This is a genomic window from Bradyrhizobium sp. CCBAU 53338, assembly GCF_015291665.1.
Lineage (GTDB): Bacteria > Pseudomonadota > Alphaproteobacteria > Rhizobiales > Xanthobacteraceae > Bradyrhizobium.
The window spans coordinates 5278515-5297244 of record NZ_CP030048.1; the positions used below are offsets into that span (position 1 = coordinate 5278515).

Here is an 18730-nt window from a genome sequence, read left to right on the forward strand (position 1 = left end):
CCAGACGGTCTCCGCGGATGCAGATCTGGATTGCTTTGCTTCGCTCGCAATGACGAAACAACTTAGATCGTGAATCGAGATTATGACTGACAAGACCACTGTCCCCGAAGACCGTATCCCCGTCATCGTCGGCATCGGCGAGGTCGTCGACCGCCCCAGGGAGATCACCGAAGGGCTCGAGCCGCTCGATCTGCTTGAAAAGGCCTTGCGGCGCGCCGAAGCGGACTCCGGCGCAACGCTGCTCGGCGAGGTGCAGTCCCTCGACGTCGTCAACTTCCTGAGCTGGCGCTACCGTGATCCGGAGCAGTTGCTCGCGCAGCGCCTCGGCGTCACGCCTGCGCATTGCCATTACGGTCCGGTCGGCGGCGAGAGCCCGATCCGCTACATCCACGAGGCGGCCAAGCGCATCGCGCGCGGCGAATGCACCGTGGCGGCGGTCTGCGGCGCGGAGGCGCAGTCGACCGCGACCAAGGCGGAGCGGGCGGGCACCAAGCTGCCGTGGACGCCGTTTGCGCACGATGTCGAGGAGCCCAAGCGTGGCGCGGCGTTTCAGAAGCCGCTCGCCGTGAAGCTCGGCGTGTTCCGGCCGGTCACGGTCTATCCGTTCTACGAGGCCGCCTCCTCCGCCCATTGGGGCCAGACGCCGCGCGAGGCGATGGCGGAATCGGGCACACTGTGGTCGCGCTATTCTGAAGCCGCCGCGCAAAATCCAAACGCCTGGCTGAAGCGGCGCTATGCGCCGGAGGAAATCACGACGCCGACGGCGGACAACCGGCTCATCGCCTGGCCCTACAACAAGCTGATGGTCGCCAACCCCAGCGTCAACATGGGCGGCGCGCTGCTGCTCACCAGCCTTGCCAAGGCGCGTGCCCTCGGGATCGCCGAGGACAAGCTGGTCTATCCGCTCGGCGGCGTGTCAGCCGAGGAGCCGCGCGATTATCTATTGCGCGACCAGTTTTTCGAAAGCCATCCCCAGAATGCGGTGCTGAAGGCGGTGATGAACCTTGCCGGCGGCAACGGCAAGAAGTTCGACGCGATCGAGCTCTATAGCTGCTTTCCCTGCGTACCCAAGATGGCGCGGCGGACGCTGGGCTTGGGCGCCGACGTGCAGCCCACCGTGACCGGCGGGCTCACCTTCTTCGGTGCACCGCTCAACACCTATATGACGCATGCAGCTTGCGCGATGGTGCGGCGGTTGCGCGGTGGCGACAAGCTCGGCCTGCTCTATGGACAGGGCGGATTCGTGACCAAGCATCATGCGCTGGTGGTTTCGAAGACAGCGCCGCGCGAGGCGCTGGTGCAGGAGACGAGCGTGCAAGGCGAGGCTGACCGCAACAAGCGTGCGGTTCCGGAGTTCGTCGATCAAGCCAGCGGCAAGGGTAAGGTGGAGAGCTTTACCGTGCTCTATGGCCGTGGCGGCGACGTCGAGCACGGCGTGGTGATGCTGCGCACTGCGGATGGCCGGCGCACGCTGGCGCGGATTCCGGCAGATGATGGTCCGACGCTGGCACACCTCTTGAACATGGATCATACGCCGGTAGGCTCGCACGGCGAGATCACGATGGCCGCCGATAGCGTGCCGGAGTGGCGCGCAGCCTAGCTCTTCGGTGCCTGCTTCTCCGACGCCGTCGCCGGCTTGCCGCCGGCACCAACCACGCGCACCTGGTCGCCGTTGGACAGGCCGTCCGGCGGCGCGGTGATGACGCGGTCGTCGGGCGCAATTCCCGAAGCGAGCTCGATCTCCTTGCCGAGATCTCGGGCGATGGTCACGGTCTTGAACTGAACTTTGTCCTCAGCACCGACGGTCGCAACGCGCAGGCCGCTGCCGTTGAAGATCAGGGCGCTGGCTGGAATGCTGAGCGGCGCGGAATCGCGCTGGAGGCTCAGCTTTACGCTGGCATAGCCGCCGGGCATCAGCTCGCCCGAGGAATTGTCGAGACCGAGCTGCATGCGCGTGGTGCCCGAGGCGACGTCGACGGCCTGCGAGGATGCTTCCACCGTCGCCTGGAAGGTCCGGTTCGGATATTCCGGCAGCGAGATCGTGGCCTTGGCGCCGATCTTGATCGCCGGCACGTAGTTCTGGGGCACGTTGACGTAGACGCGCAGCTTGGTGATGTCGGAGACCACGAACATTGCCGGCCCCGAGCCGCCGCCGGCGTTGATCAGTGCACCGACATCGGTGTCACGCGAGGTCACCACACCATTGAACGGCACCGTGATCTTCTTGTAGCCGGCGAGCGCTTCGAGCCGCTCGACATTGGCCTGGCCGGATTTGACTGCCGCGTTCTTGTTGGAGAGATCGGCGGTACGCTCGTCGATCTCCTGCGCGGAGACGAAATTCGAGGCGACCAGCGTCTTGCGCCGGTTGAGCGTTGCTTCCGACAGTCTCGCGCTGGCCTGCTGGCTGGCAAGGTCGGCGCGGGCCTGCAACAGCTGCTGGTCGAGGTCGGGGGCCTCGATTTCGGCGATCACCTGGCCGGCCTTGACGCGGGCACCGATGTCCACGCTCCAGCTTTTCAGATAGCCCGAGACGCGCGCGAAAATCGGAGCGCGGTAATAGGCCTCGAGCCGGCCCGGCAGGTCGATCGTGGAACTGAGCGCCTTGGCGTTGGGGAGCGTCACCGCAACACTCGGAATGGCCTGATCGTCCGTCCACTCCTTCAGCTTGGAGCCCTGGTCCTCGCGAGCCCGGATGCCCGAGCCGACCACGAGGCCTGCCGCAATCAGCGCCACCACGCTGAAAATGCCCAGTTTCCGGTGCGACACCGGCGAGCGGGGTTCAGTGGGCGACATGCGGGGTCTCCAATGGGGCGGCGGCCTTGGCGCCTTGTTTCTTGTGTACCATACTGAACACCACGGGAACAAACATCAGCGTGGCGAAAGTCGCAAAGATCAGGCCGCCTATGACGGCGCGACCTAGTGGCGCATTCTGCTCGCCACCCTCGCCGAGTCCCAGGGCCATCGGCGCCATGCCGATGATCATGGCGAGCGCGGTCATCAGCACCGGCCGGAACCGGACGAAGCCGGCTTCCAGCGCCGCGGCGATGGGGTCACCGAGTTCCTCGTAGCGCTCGCGGGCAAACGAAATCACGAGCACGCTGTTGGCGGTGGCGACGCCCATGCACATGATGGCGCCGGTCAGCGCCGGCACCGACAGCGTGGTCTGGGTCGTGAACAGCATCCAGACGATGCCAGCGAGCGCCGCGGGCAGCGCAGTGATGATGACGAACGGATCGGACCAGGACTGGAAGTTCACCACGATGAGGAAGTAGATCAGCACGATGGCCCCCAACAGGCCGAACAAGAGACCCGTGAAAGCGCTGTTCATGGTCTGCACCTGGCCGAGCAACACCACGGACGAGCCCTTCGGCACCTCCTTGGCGGTGTCGGCGATTGCCTGGCGGATATCGTTGGACACCGCGCCGAGATCGCGGCCAGACGTGGTCGCGAAAATCTGCACCATCGACTGGATGTCGTATTGTGACACCACCGCGCTCGATACCGAGCGCTTGATGTCGGCGATGCCGCCGAGAATCGGCGACTGCGAATTGCCGGCCGCGGTGATCGGCAGCGTCTGGAGCGCGCTGAGAGAATCGATCTGATATTGCGGAGTCTGCATCACGATCGAATAGGACACGCCGTTCTCGGGGTTGAGATAGTAGGTCGGCGCGACCTGCGAGGAGCCGGCGAGATTGACCACGAGGCTGTTGGTGACGTCGCGCTCCGTCAGGCCGACATATTGCGCGCGGGTGCGATCGACGTCGATGTTGAAGGTCGGGTTGCTCGGCGATTGCTGGATGCGCGCATCGGCAACCCCGGGAATCCGGCGGACCCTGGCCAGCAGATTGTTGGCATACGCGAAGTTCGCGCTGAGATTGGCGCCGCGGATCTGCAGGTCGATCGGCGCCGGCGCGCCGAAGTTCAGGATCTGGCTGACGATGTCGGCCGGCAGAAACGCGAAGCTGACGCCCGGGAACAGCCGCGGCAACTGCTCGCGCAACACCTTCACGTGCTCCTCGGTCGGCTTGTGGCCCTCCCTGAGCTTGATCTGGATGTCGCCGTCCTGCGGGCCGATAACCCCGGTGTTGTTGTAGGTCATGTTGATGCCGGAGATCGGCATGCCGATGTTGTCGGTCATGGTCTCGATCTCGCCAGGGATCAGCTTGCGGACCGCCTTCTGCACGTCGGCGAGCTGGTTGGCGGTCTCCTCGACGCGGGTGCCGACCTGAGTGCGGACATGCATCAGGATGTTACCGGCATCGACCGCGGGGAAGAAGTTGCGACCCAGGAACGGCACCAGCGCAAAGGACGCGCCGACCACACAGAGGAAGCCAGCGACGAACACCAGGCGATGCGCCAGCGCGAGGCCCAGGAGATCGTGATAGCCGCCGCGAATGCGCTCGAACCTGACCTCGAAACCACGCTGGAACCAGACGAACGGATTACGCGATTTCGGCGGCTCGCCCTCGTGATGGACATGCGCTTGCAGCAGATAATTCGCCATGGTCGGCACCAGCGTGCGCGACAGGATGAACGACCAGATCATCGCGAACATCACGGCTTCCGCCATCGGCACGAACAGGAAGCGCGCGACGCCGGTGAGGAAGAACATCGGCACGAACACGATGCAGATACAGAGCAGCGAGACGAAGGCCGGTGTCACGATCTGGTTGGCGCCGTCGAGGATCGACTGCTCGACCGGCTTGCCCTGCTCGAGATGGTAGTTGATGTTCTCGATGGTCACCGTGGCGTCGTCGACGAGGATGCCAACCGCGAGCGCAAGACCGCCGAGCGTCATGATATTCAGTGTCTCGCCGATCGCCGACAGCATGACGATGGCACCAAGCACCGACAGCGGGATCGAGACCGCGATGATGATGGTCGAGCGCCAACTGCCGAGGAACAGCAGGATCATGACGCTGGTGAGCAGCGCGGCGATCACGCCTTCGAAGGCGACGCCCTCGATCGCACCGCGAACGAATACCGACTGGTCTCCGATGAAGCCGATCTTCAGGGCATCCGGCAGCTGATCCTTTACGTCGATGACTTTCTGCTTGATGCCGGCGATGATATCGAGCGTCGAAGTCGCGCCCGCCTTCAGCACCATCATCAACACCGAGCGGTTGCCGTCGACATGGACGATGTTGGTCTGCGGCGGATTGCCGTCGCGCACTGTCGCGACGTCGCGCACATAAACCATCGCACCGTTGATGGTCCTGATGGGCAGATTGCCGAGCTCGTCGATCTTGAGCGGCGAGTTGTTCAGCTGGATGTTGTATTCGAAGGTGCCGATCTTCTGGGTGCCGACCGGCGTGATCAGGTTTTGCGCGGCGAGCGCATTGGCGACGTCCTGGCCCGACAGGCCCCGGGCCTGAAGCGCAGTCGGGTCGAGGTCGATCTGGACCTGGCGCAGCTTGCCGCCGAACGGATACGGGATCGCCGCGCCGGGCACGGTAACCAGCGGGGTGCGAAGCTGGTTGATGCCGATGTCGGCGAGATTCTGTTCGGTCAGCCCATCGCCCGACAGCGCCACCTGGATGATCGGCACGGTCGAGGCGGAGTAATTCAGGATCAGGGGCGGCGTCGCGCCCGGCGGCATCTGCTTGATCAGCGTCTGCGAAATCGCCGTCACCTGCGCATTGGCGGTGCGGATGTCGACATTGGGCTGGAAGAATATCTTGATGATGCCAAAGCCGTTGTAGGAATTGGCGGTGATGTGCTCGATGTCGTTGACGGTCGTCGTCAGCGCCCGCTGGAACGGCGTGGTGATGCGGCCGGACATCTGGTCCGGCGGCAGGCCGGTGTACTGCCAGACCACGCCGATCACGGGGATTCTGATGTCCGGAAAGATATCGGTCGGCGTCCGCAGCGCCGCCAGCGGTCCGATGATCAGAAGCAGGAGCGCCAGCACGACAAACGTGTACGGCCGGCTCAGGGCAATACGGACCAGAGCAATCATTCGTCAGGTAATTCCAAAAGGGGGATAGGGAACACGCCCCCACGGTTCCTATAGCTCATTTACCCGAACACCGACGAAATGGCCAACGACTGCGGCTCACGCGCGGTCACTTCCCTGCTATCGCACAGCGAAATCGCATTTCAGATATGCAGGCTCGGCGCGGAAAATGGCGGGGCTGGCCTTGAGCCACGTAAAAAGCGGCGCCCGGAGGCGCCGCTTTGAAACTGGCATCGTCTCCGGACTTACGCCGCGCGGACCGAGCCCAGGAACTTGCCGACCTCGAGCTTGAGCCGGCTCGAATCGCGCGACAGCATCTGCGCCGCCGACAGCACCTGGGACGACGCCGAGCCGGTCTCCGTGGCGCCGCGCTGGACGTCACCGACATTGGACGAGACCTGCTCGGTGCCCTGGGCTGCTTGCTGCACGTTGCGCGCGATTTCCTGGGTCGCTGCTCCCTGCTGCTCCACGGCCGCGGCTATCGCGGAAGATATCTCCGACAGGCGCGCGATGGTGCCGCTGATTTCGCCGATGGCAGCGACCGACTCATGAGTCGCTGCCTGGATGCCGCCGACCTGCTGGCCGATCTCGCCGGTGGCCTTGGCCGTCTGCTCGGCCAGCGCCTTCACTTCGGACGCGACCACTGCGAAGCCGCGGCCGGCCTCGCCGGCTCGCGCGGCCTCGATCGTCGCGTTTAACGCCAGCAAGTTGGTCTGGCCAGCGATGGCATTGATGAGTTCGACAACGTCGCCGATCCGTGATGCGGCCCGCGACAGTTCACTGACGCGGTCAGTGGTTGCCTGAGCCTGACTGACCGCTTCGCCGGCGATCCTGGAGGAGTCCTGTACTTGCCGGCTGATCTCACGCACGGAGGACGACATCTCCTCTGCGGCTGACGCCACCGAATGAACATTGGCAGATGCCTCTTCGGAGCCTGCAGCAACGGCGACTGACAATTCCTGCGCCCGGCCCGCGGTCGAGGACAGTGTCGATGCCGAAGCTTCGAGCTCAGTCGCCGCCGAGGACACAGTCTCGACGATCTCGCCGATCGCGGCCTCGAAGCCGTCGGCAAGCTTGGTCATCTCGACCTTGCGCTGCGCTTCTGCGCGGCGCTGCACCGCCTGCACCTCGTCGCGGCTGAAACGGATGATGGTCTGCACGGTCTGCAGGTTGCGCAGCGCCTCGCCGATCTCGTCGTCGCGCTCGATCAGGATACGGTTGTCGAGCTTGTCCTGCACGAGATTGAGCATGGTGTCGTTGAGATGCCGCATCGGCTCGCCGATCGCGCGCTTGGTTGCAAGGCCTACGAAGCCGCCGATCGCCGCGCCGACGACAGCCAGCAGCGACAGTATCACGCTGGCCGAGCCAGCGGAGGACAGCGCGCCGCCGATGCCCAGCGCCAGCATGAAAAGCGTCTGGACCGACATCATCGTCGTCAGCCGGGCCCCCAGCGTCCGCGTGAAGATGTTGAAATGATCGAGCAGCGAACGACGGCGGATGATACCGGCGTCGATGCGATAGCCGTGCGGCTTCTTCTCGCGGATTGCGGCGTAGACCTCTTCGGCCAGCTTGCACTGGTCGGCCGGGAGCCTGGTGCGGATCGAGGTGAAGCCCGTGACCTGGCCGTTCGCGCGGATCGGCGAGGCCGTCGCCAGCACCCAGTAGAAATCGCCGTTCTTGCGGCGGTTCTTCACCGCACCAAGCCATGGCTTGCCGGCCTTCAGCGTATCCCAGAGGTTCTGAAAGGCCTCCGGCGGCATATCTGGATGACGGACGATGTTGTGCGGTTGCCCCATCAACTCGCCGGACGTGAAGCCCGCAGCGGCGATGAAGTCCTCGTTGAAGTAGGTGAGCTTGCCCTTGAGATCGGTCCGCGAGACGATCAACGTCTCATCGCTTACGGGGTATTCAGTCTCAGTGACAGGAAAATTCTTGCGCATCGCGGGCTCCCGGCCAATCTCCTCAGGCGTTCATTTTCGGCGAAGGCGTCTCGCGGGGGCGCCGTCCTCACAATTCTCGAAAGCCGAATTTAACCACCGATAAAACCAGCCCCCCGTATGATTACGGGTAGTTCCCCATGATGCTACCTATGCGCGCCATCATGCTACCGGCGGTAGAAAAAAGGGCGGCGCTTGCGGCGCCGCCCCTTCGTCGATCGCTGGTCTGCGCGAAACTCAGGCCGCGCGGACGTTTGTCAGGAACTTGCTGACTTCGGTCTTCAACCGGCTCGAGTCGTTGGACAGCATCTGGGCCGCCGAGAGCACCTGCGAGGAGGCCGTTCCGGTCTCGGTCGCGCCGCGCTGCACGTCGGTGATGTTCGAGGAGACCTGCTGGGTGCCCTGGGCCGCCTGCTGCACGTTGCGGGCGATTTCCTGGGTTGCAGCGCCCTGCTCTTCCACCGCGGCCGCGATGGCCGAGGAGATTTCCGAGAGCCGCTCGATGGTCGAGGAGATTTCCTTGATCGCGCCGACCGAGTCGTTGGTCGCCGCCTGGATGCCCGAGATCTGCTGGCCGATCTCACCGGTCGCCTTGGCGGTCTGTTCGGCGAGCGCCTTCACCTCGGAGGCGACCACCGCGAAGCCGCGGCCGGCTTCACCGGCGCGCGCCGCCTCGATGGTTGCATTCAGCGCCAAGAGGTTGGTCTGGCCGGCAATGGTGTTGATCAGCTCGACGACGTCGCCGATGCGGGAGGCCGCCTTCGACAGCTCGCTGACGCGCTCGGTGGTGGCACGGGCCTGGCCGACGGCGTCGCCCGCCATCCGCGCCGATTCTTGCACCTGACGGCTGATCTCGCCGACCGAGGAGGCCATCTCTTCGGTCGCGGATGCGACCGACTGCACGTTGGTGGAGGCTTCTTCCGAGGCCGCGGCAACCGTGGTTGCCATCCGCTGCGAGCGATCGGCGGTCGAGGTCAGCGTCGAGGCGGACGCCTCTAACTGGGTCGAGGCCGACGACACGGTCTGGACGATCTCGCCGATCATCGTCTCGAACTCGCGGGTGATGTTGTCGACGCGACGTCCGCGCTCGATCTTGGCCTCGGCGTCGGCCGCAGCGGTCTCGTCGGCCGCCTTTTTGGCGATCAGCGCCTCCTTGAAGATCTGGAGTACGTCCGCCATCGCACCGATCTCGGTCTTCTCGCAGCGGTGCGGGACATCAGCGGAGAGGTCGCCACGACCCAACGCCTGCATCGGCTGGATGATCGAGTTGATGCCGGCGGACACGTCCTGAACCAGGTAGAAGCCGACGCCGATGCCGGCAATGACGGCAGCGCCGAGAATGATCGCGACCAGCATGAAGGCGTAATAGAAAGTGTCGGCGGCGTCCGCGGCAGCCTGATCACCGCCCTTGGTGTTGAGCTCGATGTCCCTGGTCAGGATCTCATCCGCAGCCAGACCGATCTTGTTGACTTTGGTGGTGTTCAGCTCCTGCGCCTCGTGCGGCACCTTGCCGGCTTCCTTGCGCGACAGTGCGAAGACGTCCTCGGTGCCCTTCTTGTAATCGTCCCAAAGCTTGGACCAATCACCGTACAGCTTCTGCTCCTCCGCAGAGGTGATCATCGTCTCGTACTTCTTGCGCGATTTGGCCAGCGCTTCGAGCACGGTCGCCGCGACCTTCTCGGTCGCGAGCTTGTCCTCGAGGCTTTCGGCCAGCATATGCTGGCGGACGACGTTGCGGTAGGTGATGACGGCGGCGCGCAAATCACCGATCACGCGCACGCTCGGCATCCAGTTCGTGGTGATGTCGACGGTGTTGGCGTTGATCGTCCGCATCTTCATGACGGCGAGCAGACCCATGCCCGCCATTGCGACCAGCAGGAACGACACGACACTGATGATCTTGGCGCGAATGGAAATCTTGGCGAACATAGAGGTCTCTTTGCGTTGGCGCGGCAGCGCGTCCTGGAATTACGGATCAACCAAAAGCAGCGGCGCCGGCACCAACAACAAAGCGACCTGGGCAGTTGTCAACTACGACTCCGTACGAGTACGGAACCCCAAAGAAGTGAATGAGGAACTAAAAATGCTCTGCGCTCAGCGCATGAGCCTCATCGCATCCGAGAAGAATTCCGCGCCACCGAAATTTCCCGACTTCAACGCAAGCAGCATGTCGCCGCCTGCGTATCCCACAGTGCGCAAGACCGGAACGCCCGCAGCAATCTCTGCGCCCACCAAAAAGCCGGGAATCTCCAGTCGATCAACGACAGCGCCAGAGGTCTCGCCACCTGCGACTATCAGGCGCTGCACGCCTGATTTCACGAGACTTTCAGCGATATCCGCCATTGTCTGCTCGATGGCATGGCCGGCTGCGTCACGGCCGTGACGCGCCTGGAGAGCCGCGACGTCAGCCGGAGTCGCGCTCGATGCAATCAGCACGGGACCATCTGCCAGTCGCGGTCTTGCCCAGTCGAGCGCACGCTGCGCCTCACCCGTCCCCGTAAGAATACGCTGGGTGTCGAGATGTAACACCGGCATGACGCGTTCGGCGTTGGCGATCTGCTGAAGAGTGGCCTGCGAGCAGCTTCCGGCAAGGCATGCGACCTGTCCGCCGACGGCGGCGCCCTGCTCGCTGCTTGCCGCGGCAGGCTTGACCCTGCCGGTCGACACCAGCGCTCGCGCCAGCCCAAGGCCAATGCCGGAGGCGCCGACCGACAATCGATGACCGGCCGCGACGAGGCCGATGGTCTCGAGGTCGCGGTCGAACACGGCGTCGATGATCGCGGCGCCGATGCCCTTACCGGATAGTTCAGCAAGCCGGGCCCGCACGGCGTCAGCCCCGCGCGCGAGGGTCGCAAGGTCGACGAGTCCGATCTGGGTGTTGCTCTGGCGCGCGAGTACACGCACCAGGTTGGAATCGTGCATCGGGTTGAGCGGATGGTCCTTCAGCGGGCTCTCGTTCAGCGGCACGGCGCCGACGAACAGATTGCCCTGGTAGACGGTGCGGCCGGTCTCCGGGAACGCCGGCGTCACCAGCACGATCGCCTCGCCGCAATCGGCGCGCAGCGCGTCCATTACCGGGCCGATGTTGCCGGCATCGGTGGAATCGAAGGTCGAGCAGATCTTGAACAGCACGTGGCTCGCGCCGCGGCCGCGCAGCCATTTCTCGGCCGCGCGTGAACGCGACACCGCGAGCCCGGCCTCGATCGAACGGCTCTTCAGCGACACCACGACGGCGTCGACGTCGGGCAACTTCAGATCGTCGGCCGGCACGCCGATCGTCTGCATGGTGCGCAAGCCTGCGCGCGTCAACGTGTTGGCGAGATCGGAGGCGCCGGTGTAGTCGTCGGCGATGCAGCCCAGCGCGAGGGTCACGACTTCACTCCCGCATAGGGCTTGAACCAGGCGAGGCCGTCGGTGGTCTTGCCGCGCGGATTGTATTCGCAGCCGACGAAGCCGGCATAGCCGAGCCGATCGAGCTCTTCGAACAGGAACGGATAGTTCAGCTCCTCGCCATCGGGCTCGTTGCGCGAGGGAATGCTGGCGATCTGGATGTGACCGATGATCGGCATCATCTCGCGCAGCCGCATCGTGACGTCGCCGTGGATGATCTGGCAGTGATAGATGTCGAACTGGAGCTTCAGGTTCGGGAGCCGCAACTCCTGGATCAGATCGCGCGCAAAGCCGAAATCATTGAGGAAGTAGCCGGGCACGTTGCGCGCATTGATCGGCTCGAGCACGATGTCGATGCCGTGGGCTGCGAAGAATTCGGCGGCCCACGCCACCGATTTGTAGAACGCCTCGATCGCAACGCGCTCGCCGCGATTGGCGATGCCGGCCATCAGATGCAGCCGCTTGACACCGGTGGCCTTGGCGTAAGGCAGCGCCGTCTCCAGGCTCGCCTTGAGATCGTCGAACCGCGAGGGGAGCGCCGCAAAACCCTTCTCGCCGGCGTTCCAGTCGCCCGGCGGCAGGTTGAACAATGCCTGCGTCAGGCCGTTGCGCTTGAGCCGCTCGCCGACTGCTTCCACCGGGTGGTCGTAAGGGAAGAGAAATTCGACGGCGGTGAAGCCGGCCTGCGCGGCGGCGTCGAAGCGGTCGAGGAACGGTACCTCGGTGAACATCATCGAGAGGTTGGCGGCGAAACGGGGCATCGGAGATCCTCTTTTACTTGTCGCCGGGAAGTTTGACGCCGGTGACTTGCGCATACATCCGCGCCACCGAGGCATCGTCGTCGCGACCCATGCCGGCGGCCGACGTCATCAGGAACATCTGGAGCGCGGCAGCGGAGACCGGCACCGGGAATCTGGCGGTGCGCGCCATGTCCTGGATGATGCCGAGGTCCTTGACGAATATCTCGACCGCGCTGCGCGGCGTGTAATCTCCGTCGAGCACGTGCGGCATGCGGTTCTCGAACATCCAGGAATTGCCGGCGGAGGCTGTGATCACCTCATAGACCTTGCGGATGTCGAGGCCCTGCTTGGCCGCGAACGCGATCGCTTCCGATGCGGCCGCAATGTGCACGCCGGCGAGTAGCTGGTTGATCATCTTGAACGCGGCGCCCTGACCCGCGGCATCGCCGAGCTCGTAGAGCTTTGCCGCCATGGCATCGAGCGCAGGCCGCGCCTTGGCGAAAGCAGCCGGGCTGCCGGAGGCGAGGATCGTCAGCTCGCCCTGCGCGGCGCGCTGGGCGCCGCCGGAGATCGGCGCGTCGAGATAATGCCGGCCGGTTGCCTCGAGCTGCTTTGCCAGACGCCGCGCCACGTCAGGGTCCATGGTGGCGGAGGAGATGAAGACGCCGTCCTTCGGCAGGGTCTCGGCGACGCCAACCTTGCCGAACAGGATCGTCTCGGTCTGGGCCGCATTGACGACCACGCTGACGACGGTATCGGCGCCCTTGGCCGCCTCGGCCGGCGTTGTTGCGCCGGCGCCGCCGTCCTTGACGAAGCGCGCGACCGCGTCGGCTGAAACGTCGCAGCCGGTCACGGTATGGCCCGCCCGCTTCAACGAGGTCGCCATGCCATATCCCATCGAGCCAAGCCCGATGACGGCGATGCGCTGGTTTTGAGACGTGGAGGCGGACATGCAACTGAACCCTTCAACTTATTCTTGCGAACGTTTCCTGGACGGCCGGCCTTCGCGACGGCTCACGATCTCGAATAACACGGCTTGGCCGCGCTGCCAAAGCGTGAGACAAGCGGGCATGACGGCCAAGAGCACTGAAACCAGCAATGAAACAAGGCTGCGCGAGGATATCTGCCGCTTCGGACGGTCCCTGTTCGAGCGCGGGCTGACGCCGGGCTCTTCGGGCAATATCAGCGTCCGCCTGGACGGCGGCGGGTGGCTGGTGACGCCGACCAATGCTTCGCTCGGTTTCCTCGATCCCGCAAGGCTGTCGCGGCTGGACGAGCATGGCCACCTGGTTTCGGGCGATGCGCCGACCAAGGAAGTTCCGCTGCACACGGCGCTCTACGACACGCGCGGCAGTACCCGCGCGATTGTGCACCTGCATTCGACGCATTCGGTCGCGCTCTCGATGCTGCCCGAGATCGATCCGCGCGCCGCGCTGCCGCCGATGACAGCCTATTATCTCATGAAATGCGGCGCCACCGCGCTCGTGCCCTATTTCCGCCCCGGCGATCCCGCGGTCGCCGATGCGATCAAGGGGCTGGCGGGGAAATATTCGTCCGTGCTGCTCGCCAACCACGGCCCGGTCGTTGCCGGCGACACGCTGGAAGCGGCCGTATTCGCGACGGAGGAGCTGGAGGAGACGGCGAAGCTGTATCTGCTGCTGCGCGGGATGAACCCGCGATATCTGTCGCCGGAGCAAGTCGCAGATTTGGTGAAAGTGTTCGGGGTGACGTTGCCGGAGCATGGGCACGAGCATTAGCATCATGCTGTCATAGGCGGACAAACACCGCCTTACCCACCACTGTCATTCCCCCGTGAAAGCGGGGAATCGAGTACGCCGCGGCTTATCCGTATTTCTCTGACGTCTCGGCGTACCGGATCGCCCGATCAAGTCGGGCGATGACACCGAATATGTGGGGCGAGCTTACCGCCCACACTTCACGCCTACAGTCCCAGATACGCCTTCCGCACGTCCGGATTGCCCCTGATCTCCGCCGCCGGGCCCTGCATCAGCACGCGGCCGGTCTGCAGGATGTAGGCGCGGTCGGCGATCTCCAGACACTCGGCCATGCGCTGCTCGACGATCAGCACCGTCATACCGGAGTCTCGGATGAGCTTCACCGCCTGAAAAATCTCATCGACCAGCTTGGGCATGATGCCCTGCGAAGGCTCGTCCAGCATCAATAGCCGGGGACGCGTCATCAGCGCGCGGCCGATGGCGAGCATCTGCTGCTCGCCGCCGGACAGCGTCTCGGCGCGCTGCTCGAGGCGCTCGGAGAGGCGCGGAAACAGCTTGAAGACGAGATCGAGCGGCCCCTCGCGATCCGCCTGTCCTCGATAGAGATAGCTGCCGAGGCGGAGATTGTCACGCACGGACAGGCGCGGGAACAGGCGGCGGTTTTCCGGCACATAGGCGATGCCGGCCGCCGTGATGTGGTGCTGCGCCATGCCGTTGAGCCTCTTGCCGTCGAAAGTCACAGTGCCCGAGCGCGGACGCTCGGCACCTGCGATCGACTTCAGCAGCGTCGACTTGCCCGCGCCGTTGGCGCCGGCGACACAGACGATCTCGCCCTTGGTGACCTCTATACTGATCGCGGAGATCGCGACCAGGCCCTGATAGGCGGTCGTGACTTCATGCACCGACAGCATGACGATCTCCCAGATATGCCTTGATTACCTTGGGATCGCGGACGACATCCGCGGGCTTGCCCTCGACCAGCACCTTGCCGAGATCGAGCACGATGGCGCGGTCGACCAGCGGCATCACGATCTCCATGACGTGCTCCACCATCAGCACGGTGATGCCGGCGTCGCGCACCTTGCGCACCAGCGCAACACCGGTCTGCGCCTCGGTCGGCGTCAGGCCGGTGAGAACTTCATCCAGCAGCAGAAGCTTCGGCTCCGTTGCCAGCGCGCGCGCGACTTCGAGGCGGCGCTTCTCGGCGGGCACCAGATCACTCGCAAGCACATCGGCACGCGCGGCAAGGCCGGTAAACTCCAGCACCTCATGCGCCTTGCGGCGCGCTTCGCGCATCACGGTGTTGCGCACGAGCGCACCGACGATGACGTTGTCGATCACAGTCATGGTCTCGAAGCTCTTGACCACCTGGAAAGTGCGCCCGACGCCGCGCTGGCAGCGCTCGGCGGCCGGCAGCTTGGTGACATCCTCACCGTCGAACCAGATCGAGCCTTGCGTCGGCGGAAGGACGCCGGCGATCAGATTGAACAGCGTCGACTTGCCGGCGCCGTTCGGACCGATCAGGCCGACGATCTCGCCGCGGCCGACCGAGATCGAGACGTCGCTGTTGGCGACGAGACCGCCGAACCGCTGCCAGACGCCGCGGGTTTCAAGGAGCGCGGTCATCGCGTGGCTCCCTTCGCTTTGGAGCGGGAGAACAGGCTGACCAGGCCCTGCGGCAAGGCCAGCGAGATCAAGACGATCAGCGTGCCGTAGACGATGAGATCGACGCCGCGACCGGAGCCACCGATATAGGAGCGCGTCAGCTCCGTCATCGGGATGAGGATGGCCGCACCTAACACTGGCCCCCAGAGAGTCCCAATACCGCCTAGCACCGCCGGGAGCGCCATCAGCAGCGAGAACTGGAAGCCCATCACGCTTTCAGGATCGATATAGGCGAGGAACTGCGCATAGAAGGCACCGCCGACGGCAACGAGAAACGCAGAGACCGCTGCCGCCCCCATCTTGGAATTGAACACGACGACGCCCAGGCTCTCGGCGGCTTCCGGATTGTCCTTCACCGCGCGCCACCAAAAGCCCCATTTGGAATCCTCCAGCCACCAGGTGACGAACCAGGCGAGGCAGCACAGCGCCAGCGCGAAATAGAAATACGGGAGCTTGCTGCGCATGAACTGGAATTTCAGCCAGCTGTCGCCGCGGACGGGTATGGTGATCCCCATCGCGGCTCCCGCCCAATCCCAATTCTGGAACAGCAGCAAGCCGATCTCGGCGATGACGATGGTCGCGATCACGAAGTAATGGCCGCGCAGGCGGAAGAAGGGATAGCCGAGCCCCATCGCGATGAGTGCCGCAATCCCGCCGCCGGCGAGCATCCCGAACCAGGGCAATACGCCGAACTTCGTGAACAGAAGCTCGGTGGTGTAGGCACCGATGCCGAAATAGAGCGCGTGGCCCAGCGAGATCTGTCCGCAATAACCGGAGAGGATGTTCCAGCTCTGCGACAGCGCTGCATACATCAGGGTCAGGACCAGGATGTTCTGGATGTAGACGTTCTTGACGAACAGCGGCGCGAGGGCGGCAAGCACGGCCAGCACTGCGGCGACGATGAGATCGCGGCGACGCCGCGCGGCAAAATTCTTGTCCATCACATCGACCCGAACAGGCCACGCGGCCGAATGAAGACGACGAGCAAGTACACCGCATAAATGCCGACCGACTTCAGCGAGGGCGGCAGCATCAGGGCTGTGACCGCTTCAACCAGGCCGACGATGATGCCGCCGGCAAAGGCGCCGAACACGCTGCCGAACCCGCCGAGCGCCACCGTAACATAGGCAATCAGCGCAAAGGACGCACCAACGTCGGGGTAGATGTAGAAGAACACCGCCATGATCGCGCCGGCGAGACCGACGAGCGCGGCGCCAAGGCCCCAGCCGAACGCGAACACGCGGTTCTTGTCGATGCCGACCAGCGCGACCGCACCGGGATCTTCACGGGTGGCTTCGAGCGCACGGCCGAAATCGGTGCGGTGGATGAAGAAGTAGAGGCCGACGAAGGCGGCGATCGAGACCAGCGCACCGACCAGCTGTGGCTCCGGCAGGAAGATGCCTGCAATCGAGACGGTCTTGCCGCCGAGCCAGGACTGCGGAATGCTGCGATAGTCCGGCGTGAAGAACAGCTGGGCGAGGCCCCGCATGACGATGGCGAGGCCAAAGGTCGAGAAGATCTGCACCATGCCGGCGTTGGCCTTGGCCCTCATCGCGAAGCGCACAATCAGCAGATAGACGATCGCACCGAACACGAACAGCGCCGCCGCGACCAACGGCGCCGACAGCAAGGGGTCGATGGCGAAGAACGTGAACAGGAAGAAGGACGCGTACATCGCGATCATCAGGAATTCGCCATGGGCGAAGTTCGTGACGTCCATCAGGCCGAAGATCAGCGCGAGGCCGACGGCGATCAGTCCGTAGAGCAGGCCCATCAGCAGGCCGCTCGCGAGACTTTGGACAATTGTTTCGACTGTCAGCAACGTGTCCCCCAAAAAAAAACCCTCGTCCCGAGGGGCGTCATCGAGCATGCATCGCAAAGGGAGAGCCCGCCCTCGTCTTTCCCGACGTGGCCCTCCGCCTTGATCCGCAGCATCAGGATCGGGAGCCCCGAGCTCCCGAACCCGTCCTCACTTCATCGGCCAGACAGCTTCGGCCACCGCCGCCTGCGCCGGGAAGATGGTGACGAACTTGCCGCCGATATATTGGAGCAGCACTGGATCGGCGTCGTTGTTCTGGCCCATTTCGTCGAACTTGACCCGCCTCCAGGGCATGATGGTCTGCTCGCCCGGAATGTCGGTTGCGGCCATCGCGTCGCGGATCTTCTCGCCGTCGGTCGACTTGGCGCGGTTGATGGCGTCCGCGATCACGATCATCGCCATGAACTGGCGCGAGGTGTTGTCGTTGAGGTCCTTGCCCGACTTCGCCTTGAACAGATCGTTGATCTTGCCGACCATCGGCCGCTTGGCGGCGAGATCGAGCGAGAAGCTGCCGCGGGTAATCGCGCCTTCGAGCTTGTCGCCGACGGCGTCGTAAAGCGCCTTTTCGGAGAAGCCGGCTGCCTGGGCCAGGATCGCGTTCGGCTTGTAGCCGAGCTCAGCCATGGTCTTGACCAGCAGGATGCCGTCCGTGGTGTAGCTCGAGGGCATCAGCACGTCCGCATTGGCGGCCTTGAGCTGCTGGACTTCGGCCGACAAGGACGGCGAGTTGGCGCGGTACTTGATGTCGGAGACGATCTTGTAGCCGCGCTCGGTCGCGAGCTTGGTCTGGGCGTTGGCGGAGTCGGTGCCGAAGATCGTATCTTCGTGGAACAGCGCCAGCGTATCGGCCTTGACGCCCTTCTTCTTCTTCATCGCGTCGAGGAAATCGAACATCGCGGTGGAAAACATCTCGTCATGCGGCGAAGCGCGGAAATAGTACTTCAGTCCGCGGCGGTGCAGGCTGGGCGAGGAATTGTCCGCCGACAAGAACGGGACCTGGTAACGCTCGCAGATCTGGCTGACCGTGACCGCGACCGCGCTCTGATAGGAGCCGAGCACGGCGCAGACCTTCTCCTGGGTGATCAGCCGCTCGGCTTCGGCGCGCCCCTTCTGCGGATCGCCCTGGTGGTCGGCGTACACCATGCGAATCTTTGCACCACCGAGACCGGGGAGGCCGACGCCCTTCGCCAGCGGAAGATCGAAGTCCTGATCATTGTTGATGATGTCGACCGCGGTCTCGAAGGCGCGCTGCGCATCGACGCCGACCTGGGCGCCGGCACCCGACAGGGGATAGGTCGCACCGATCACGACCTCGGAAGTTTGGGCGCGTGCGGCTAGCGGCAGCAGCGCGGCGGCGGCGGTGGCTCCGAGTAGAACGTCGCGGCGAGTGATCGTCATTGGCAAAGTCCCCTGTTATTCGAATTTTGCGCGTATCGAATGAAACGATTGGCAAACTGCGTAAAGCCCGAAGAAGCAGCAAACGCTGC

General features: G+C 64.3%; 14 protein-coding genes. 2 read left to right on the forward strand and 12 right to left on the reverse strand.

What is annotated here, in order from left to right:
• Positions 1-82 precede the first annotated feature (82 nt).
• On the forward strand, positions 83-1600 hold the full coding sequence (locus tag XH90_RS24805) for an acetyl-CoA acetyltransferase (protein WP_194476935.1): 1518 nt from the start codon (positions 83-85) through the stop codon (positions 1598-1600).
• Here XH90_RS24805 and XH90_RS24810 read toward each other — a convergent pair.
• From XH90_RS24810 to ltnD, 7 genes are all read right to left on the reverse strand, one after another.
• Positions 1597-2793, reverse strand: coding sequence for an efflux RND transporter periplasmic adaptor subunit (locus tag XH90_RS24810; protein ID WP_194476936.1), 1197 nt, complete (start codon positions 2791-2793; stop codon positions 1597-1599). The genes XH90_RS24805 and XH90_RS24810 overlap by 4 nt on opposite strands.
• Complete coding sequence (locus XH90_RS24815) at positions 2780-5959, reverse strand: efflux RND transporter permease subunit (RefSeq protein WP_194476937.1); 3180 nt, start codon at positions 5957-5959, stop codon at positions 2780-2782. Before XH90_RS24815 ends, XH90_RS24810 begins: the two co-directional genes overlap by 14 nt.
• Before the next feature lie 242 nt (positions 5960-6201).
• Positions 6202-7896, reverse strand: coding sequence for a methyl-accepting chemotaxis protein (locus tag XH90_RS24820; RefSeq protein ID WP_194476938.1), 1695 nt, complete (start codon positions 7894-7896; stop codon positions 6202-6204).
• A 234-nt stretch (positions 7897-8130) separates the two neighbouring features.
• Positions 8131-9822, reverse strand: a complete 1692-nt coding sequence (locus XH90_RS24825) for a methyl-accepting chemotaxis protein (protein ID WP_194476939.1) — start codon at positions 9820-9822, stop codon at positions 8131-8133.
• Positions 9823-9987: 165 nt separating this feature from the next.
• On the reverse strand, positions 9988-11265 hold the full coding sequence (otnK, locus tag XH90_RS24830) for a 3-oxo-tetronate kinase (RefSeq protein WP_194476940.1): 1278 nt from the start codon (positions 11263-11265) through the stop codon (positions 9988-9990).
• Complete coding sequence (gene otnI / locus XH90_RS24835) at positions 11262-12044, reverse strand: 2-oxo-tetronate isomerase (protein WP_194476941.1); 783 nt, start codon at positions 12042-12044, stop codon at positions 11262-11264. Before otnI ends, otnK begins: the two co-directional genes overlap by 4 nt.
• A gap of 13 nt (positions 12045-12057) precedes the next feature.
• Positions 12058-12975, reverse strand: coding sequence for an L-threonate dehydrogenase (ltnD, locus tag XH90_RS24840; protein WP_194476942.1), 918 nt, complete (start codon positions 12973-12975; stop codon positions 12058-12060).
• A gap of 118 nt (positions 12976-13093) precedes the next feature.
• On the opposite strand from ltnD, the gene XH90_RS24845 reads away from it, so the two are divergent.
• Positions 13094-13780: an aldolase gene (locus XH90_RS24845; protein WP_194476943.1), complete on the forward strand. Its 687-nt coding sequence runs from the start codon at positions 13094-13096 to the stop codon at positions 13778-13780.
• 185 nt (positions 13781-13965) lie between these two features.
• Here XH90_RS24845 and XH90_RS24850 read toward each other — a convergent pair whose 3' ends face one another.
• From XH90_RS24850 to XH90_RS24870, 5 genes are all read right to left on the reverse strand, one after another.
• Positions 13966-14670: an ABC transporter ATP-binding protein gene (locus XH90_RS24850; protein WP_194476944.1), complete on the reverse strand. Its 705-nt coding sequence runs from the start codon at positions 14668-14670 to the stop codon at positions 13966-13968.
• On the reverse strand, positions 14654-15385 hold the full coding sequence (locus XH90_RS24855) for an ABC transporter ATP-binding protein (protein ID WP_194476945.1): 732 nt from the start codon (positions 15383-15385) through the stop codon (positions 14654-14656). The genes XH90_RS24850 and XH90_RS24855 overlap by 17 nt, the downstream gene beginning before the upstream one ends.
• Positions 15382-16365, reverse strand: coding sequence for a branched-chain amino acid ABC transporter permease (locus tag XH90_RS24860; RefSeq protein WP_194476946.1), 984 nt, complete (start codon positions 16363-16365; stop codon positions 15382-15384). Before XH90_RS24860 ends, XH90_RS24855 begins: the two co-directional genes overlap by 4 nt.
• The gene (locus XH90_RS24865; protein ID WP_194482796.1) at positions 16365-17243 is read right to left on the reverse strand and encodes a branched-chain amino acid ABC transporter permease; all 879 of its coding nucleotides are present in this window, start codon (positions 17241-17243) and stop codon (positions 16365-16367) included. The genes XH90_RS24860 and XH90_RS24865 overlap by 1 nt, the downstream gene beginning before the upstream one ends.
• 150 nt (positions 17244-17393) lie before the next feature.
• A complete protein-coding gene (locus XH90_RS24870) occupies positions 17394-18641 on the reverse strand; it encodes an ABC transporter substrate-binding protein (protein WP_194476947.1) in 1248 nt (415 codons plus the stop codon).
• Positions 18642-18730 lie beyond the last annotated feature (89 nt).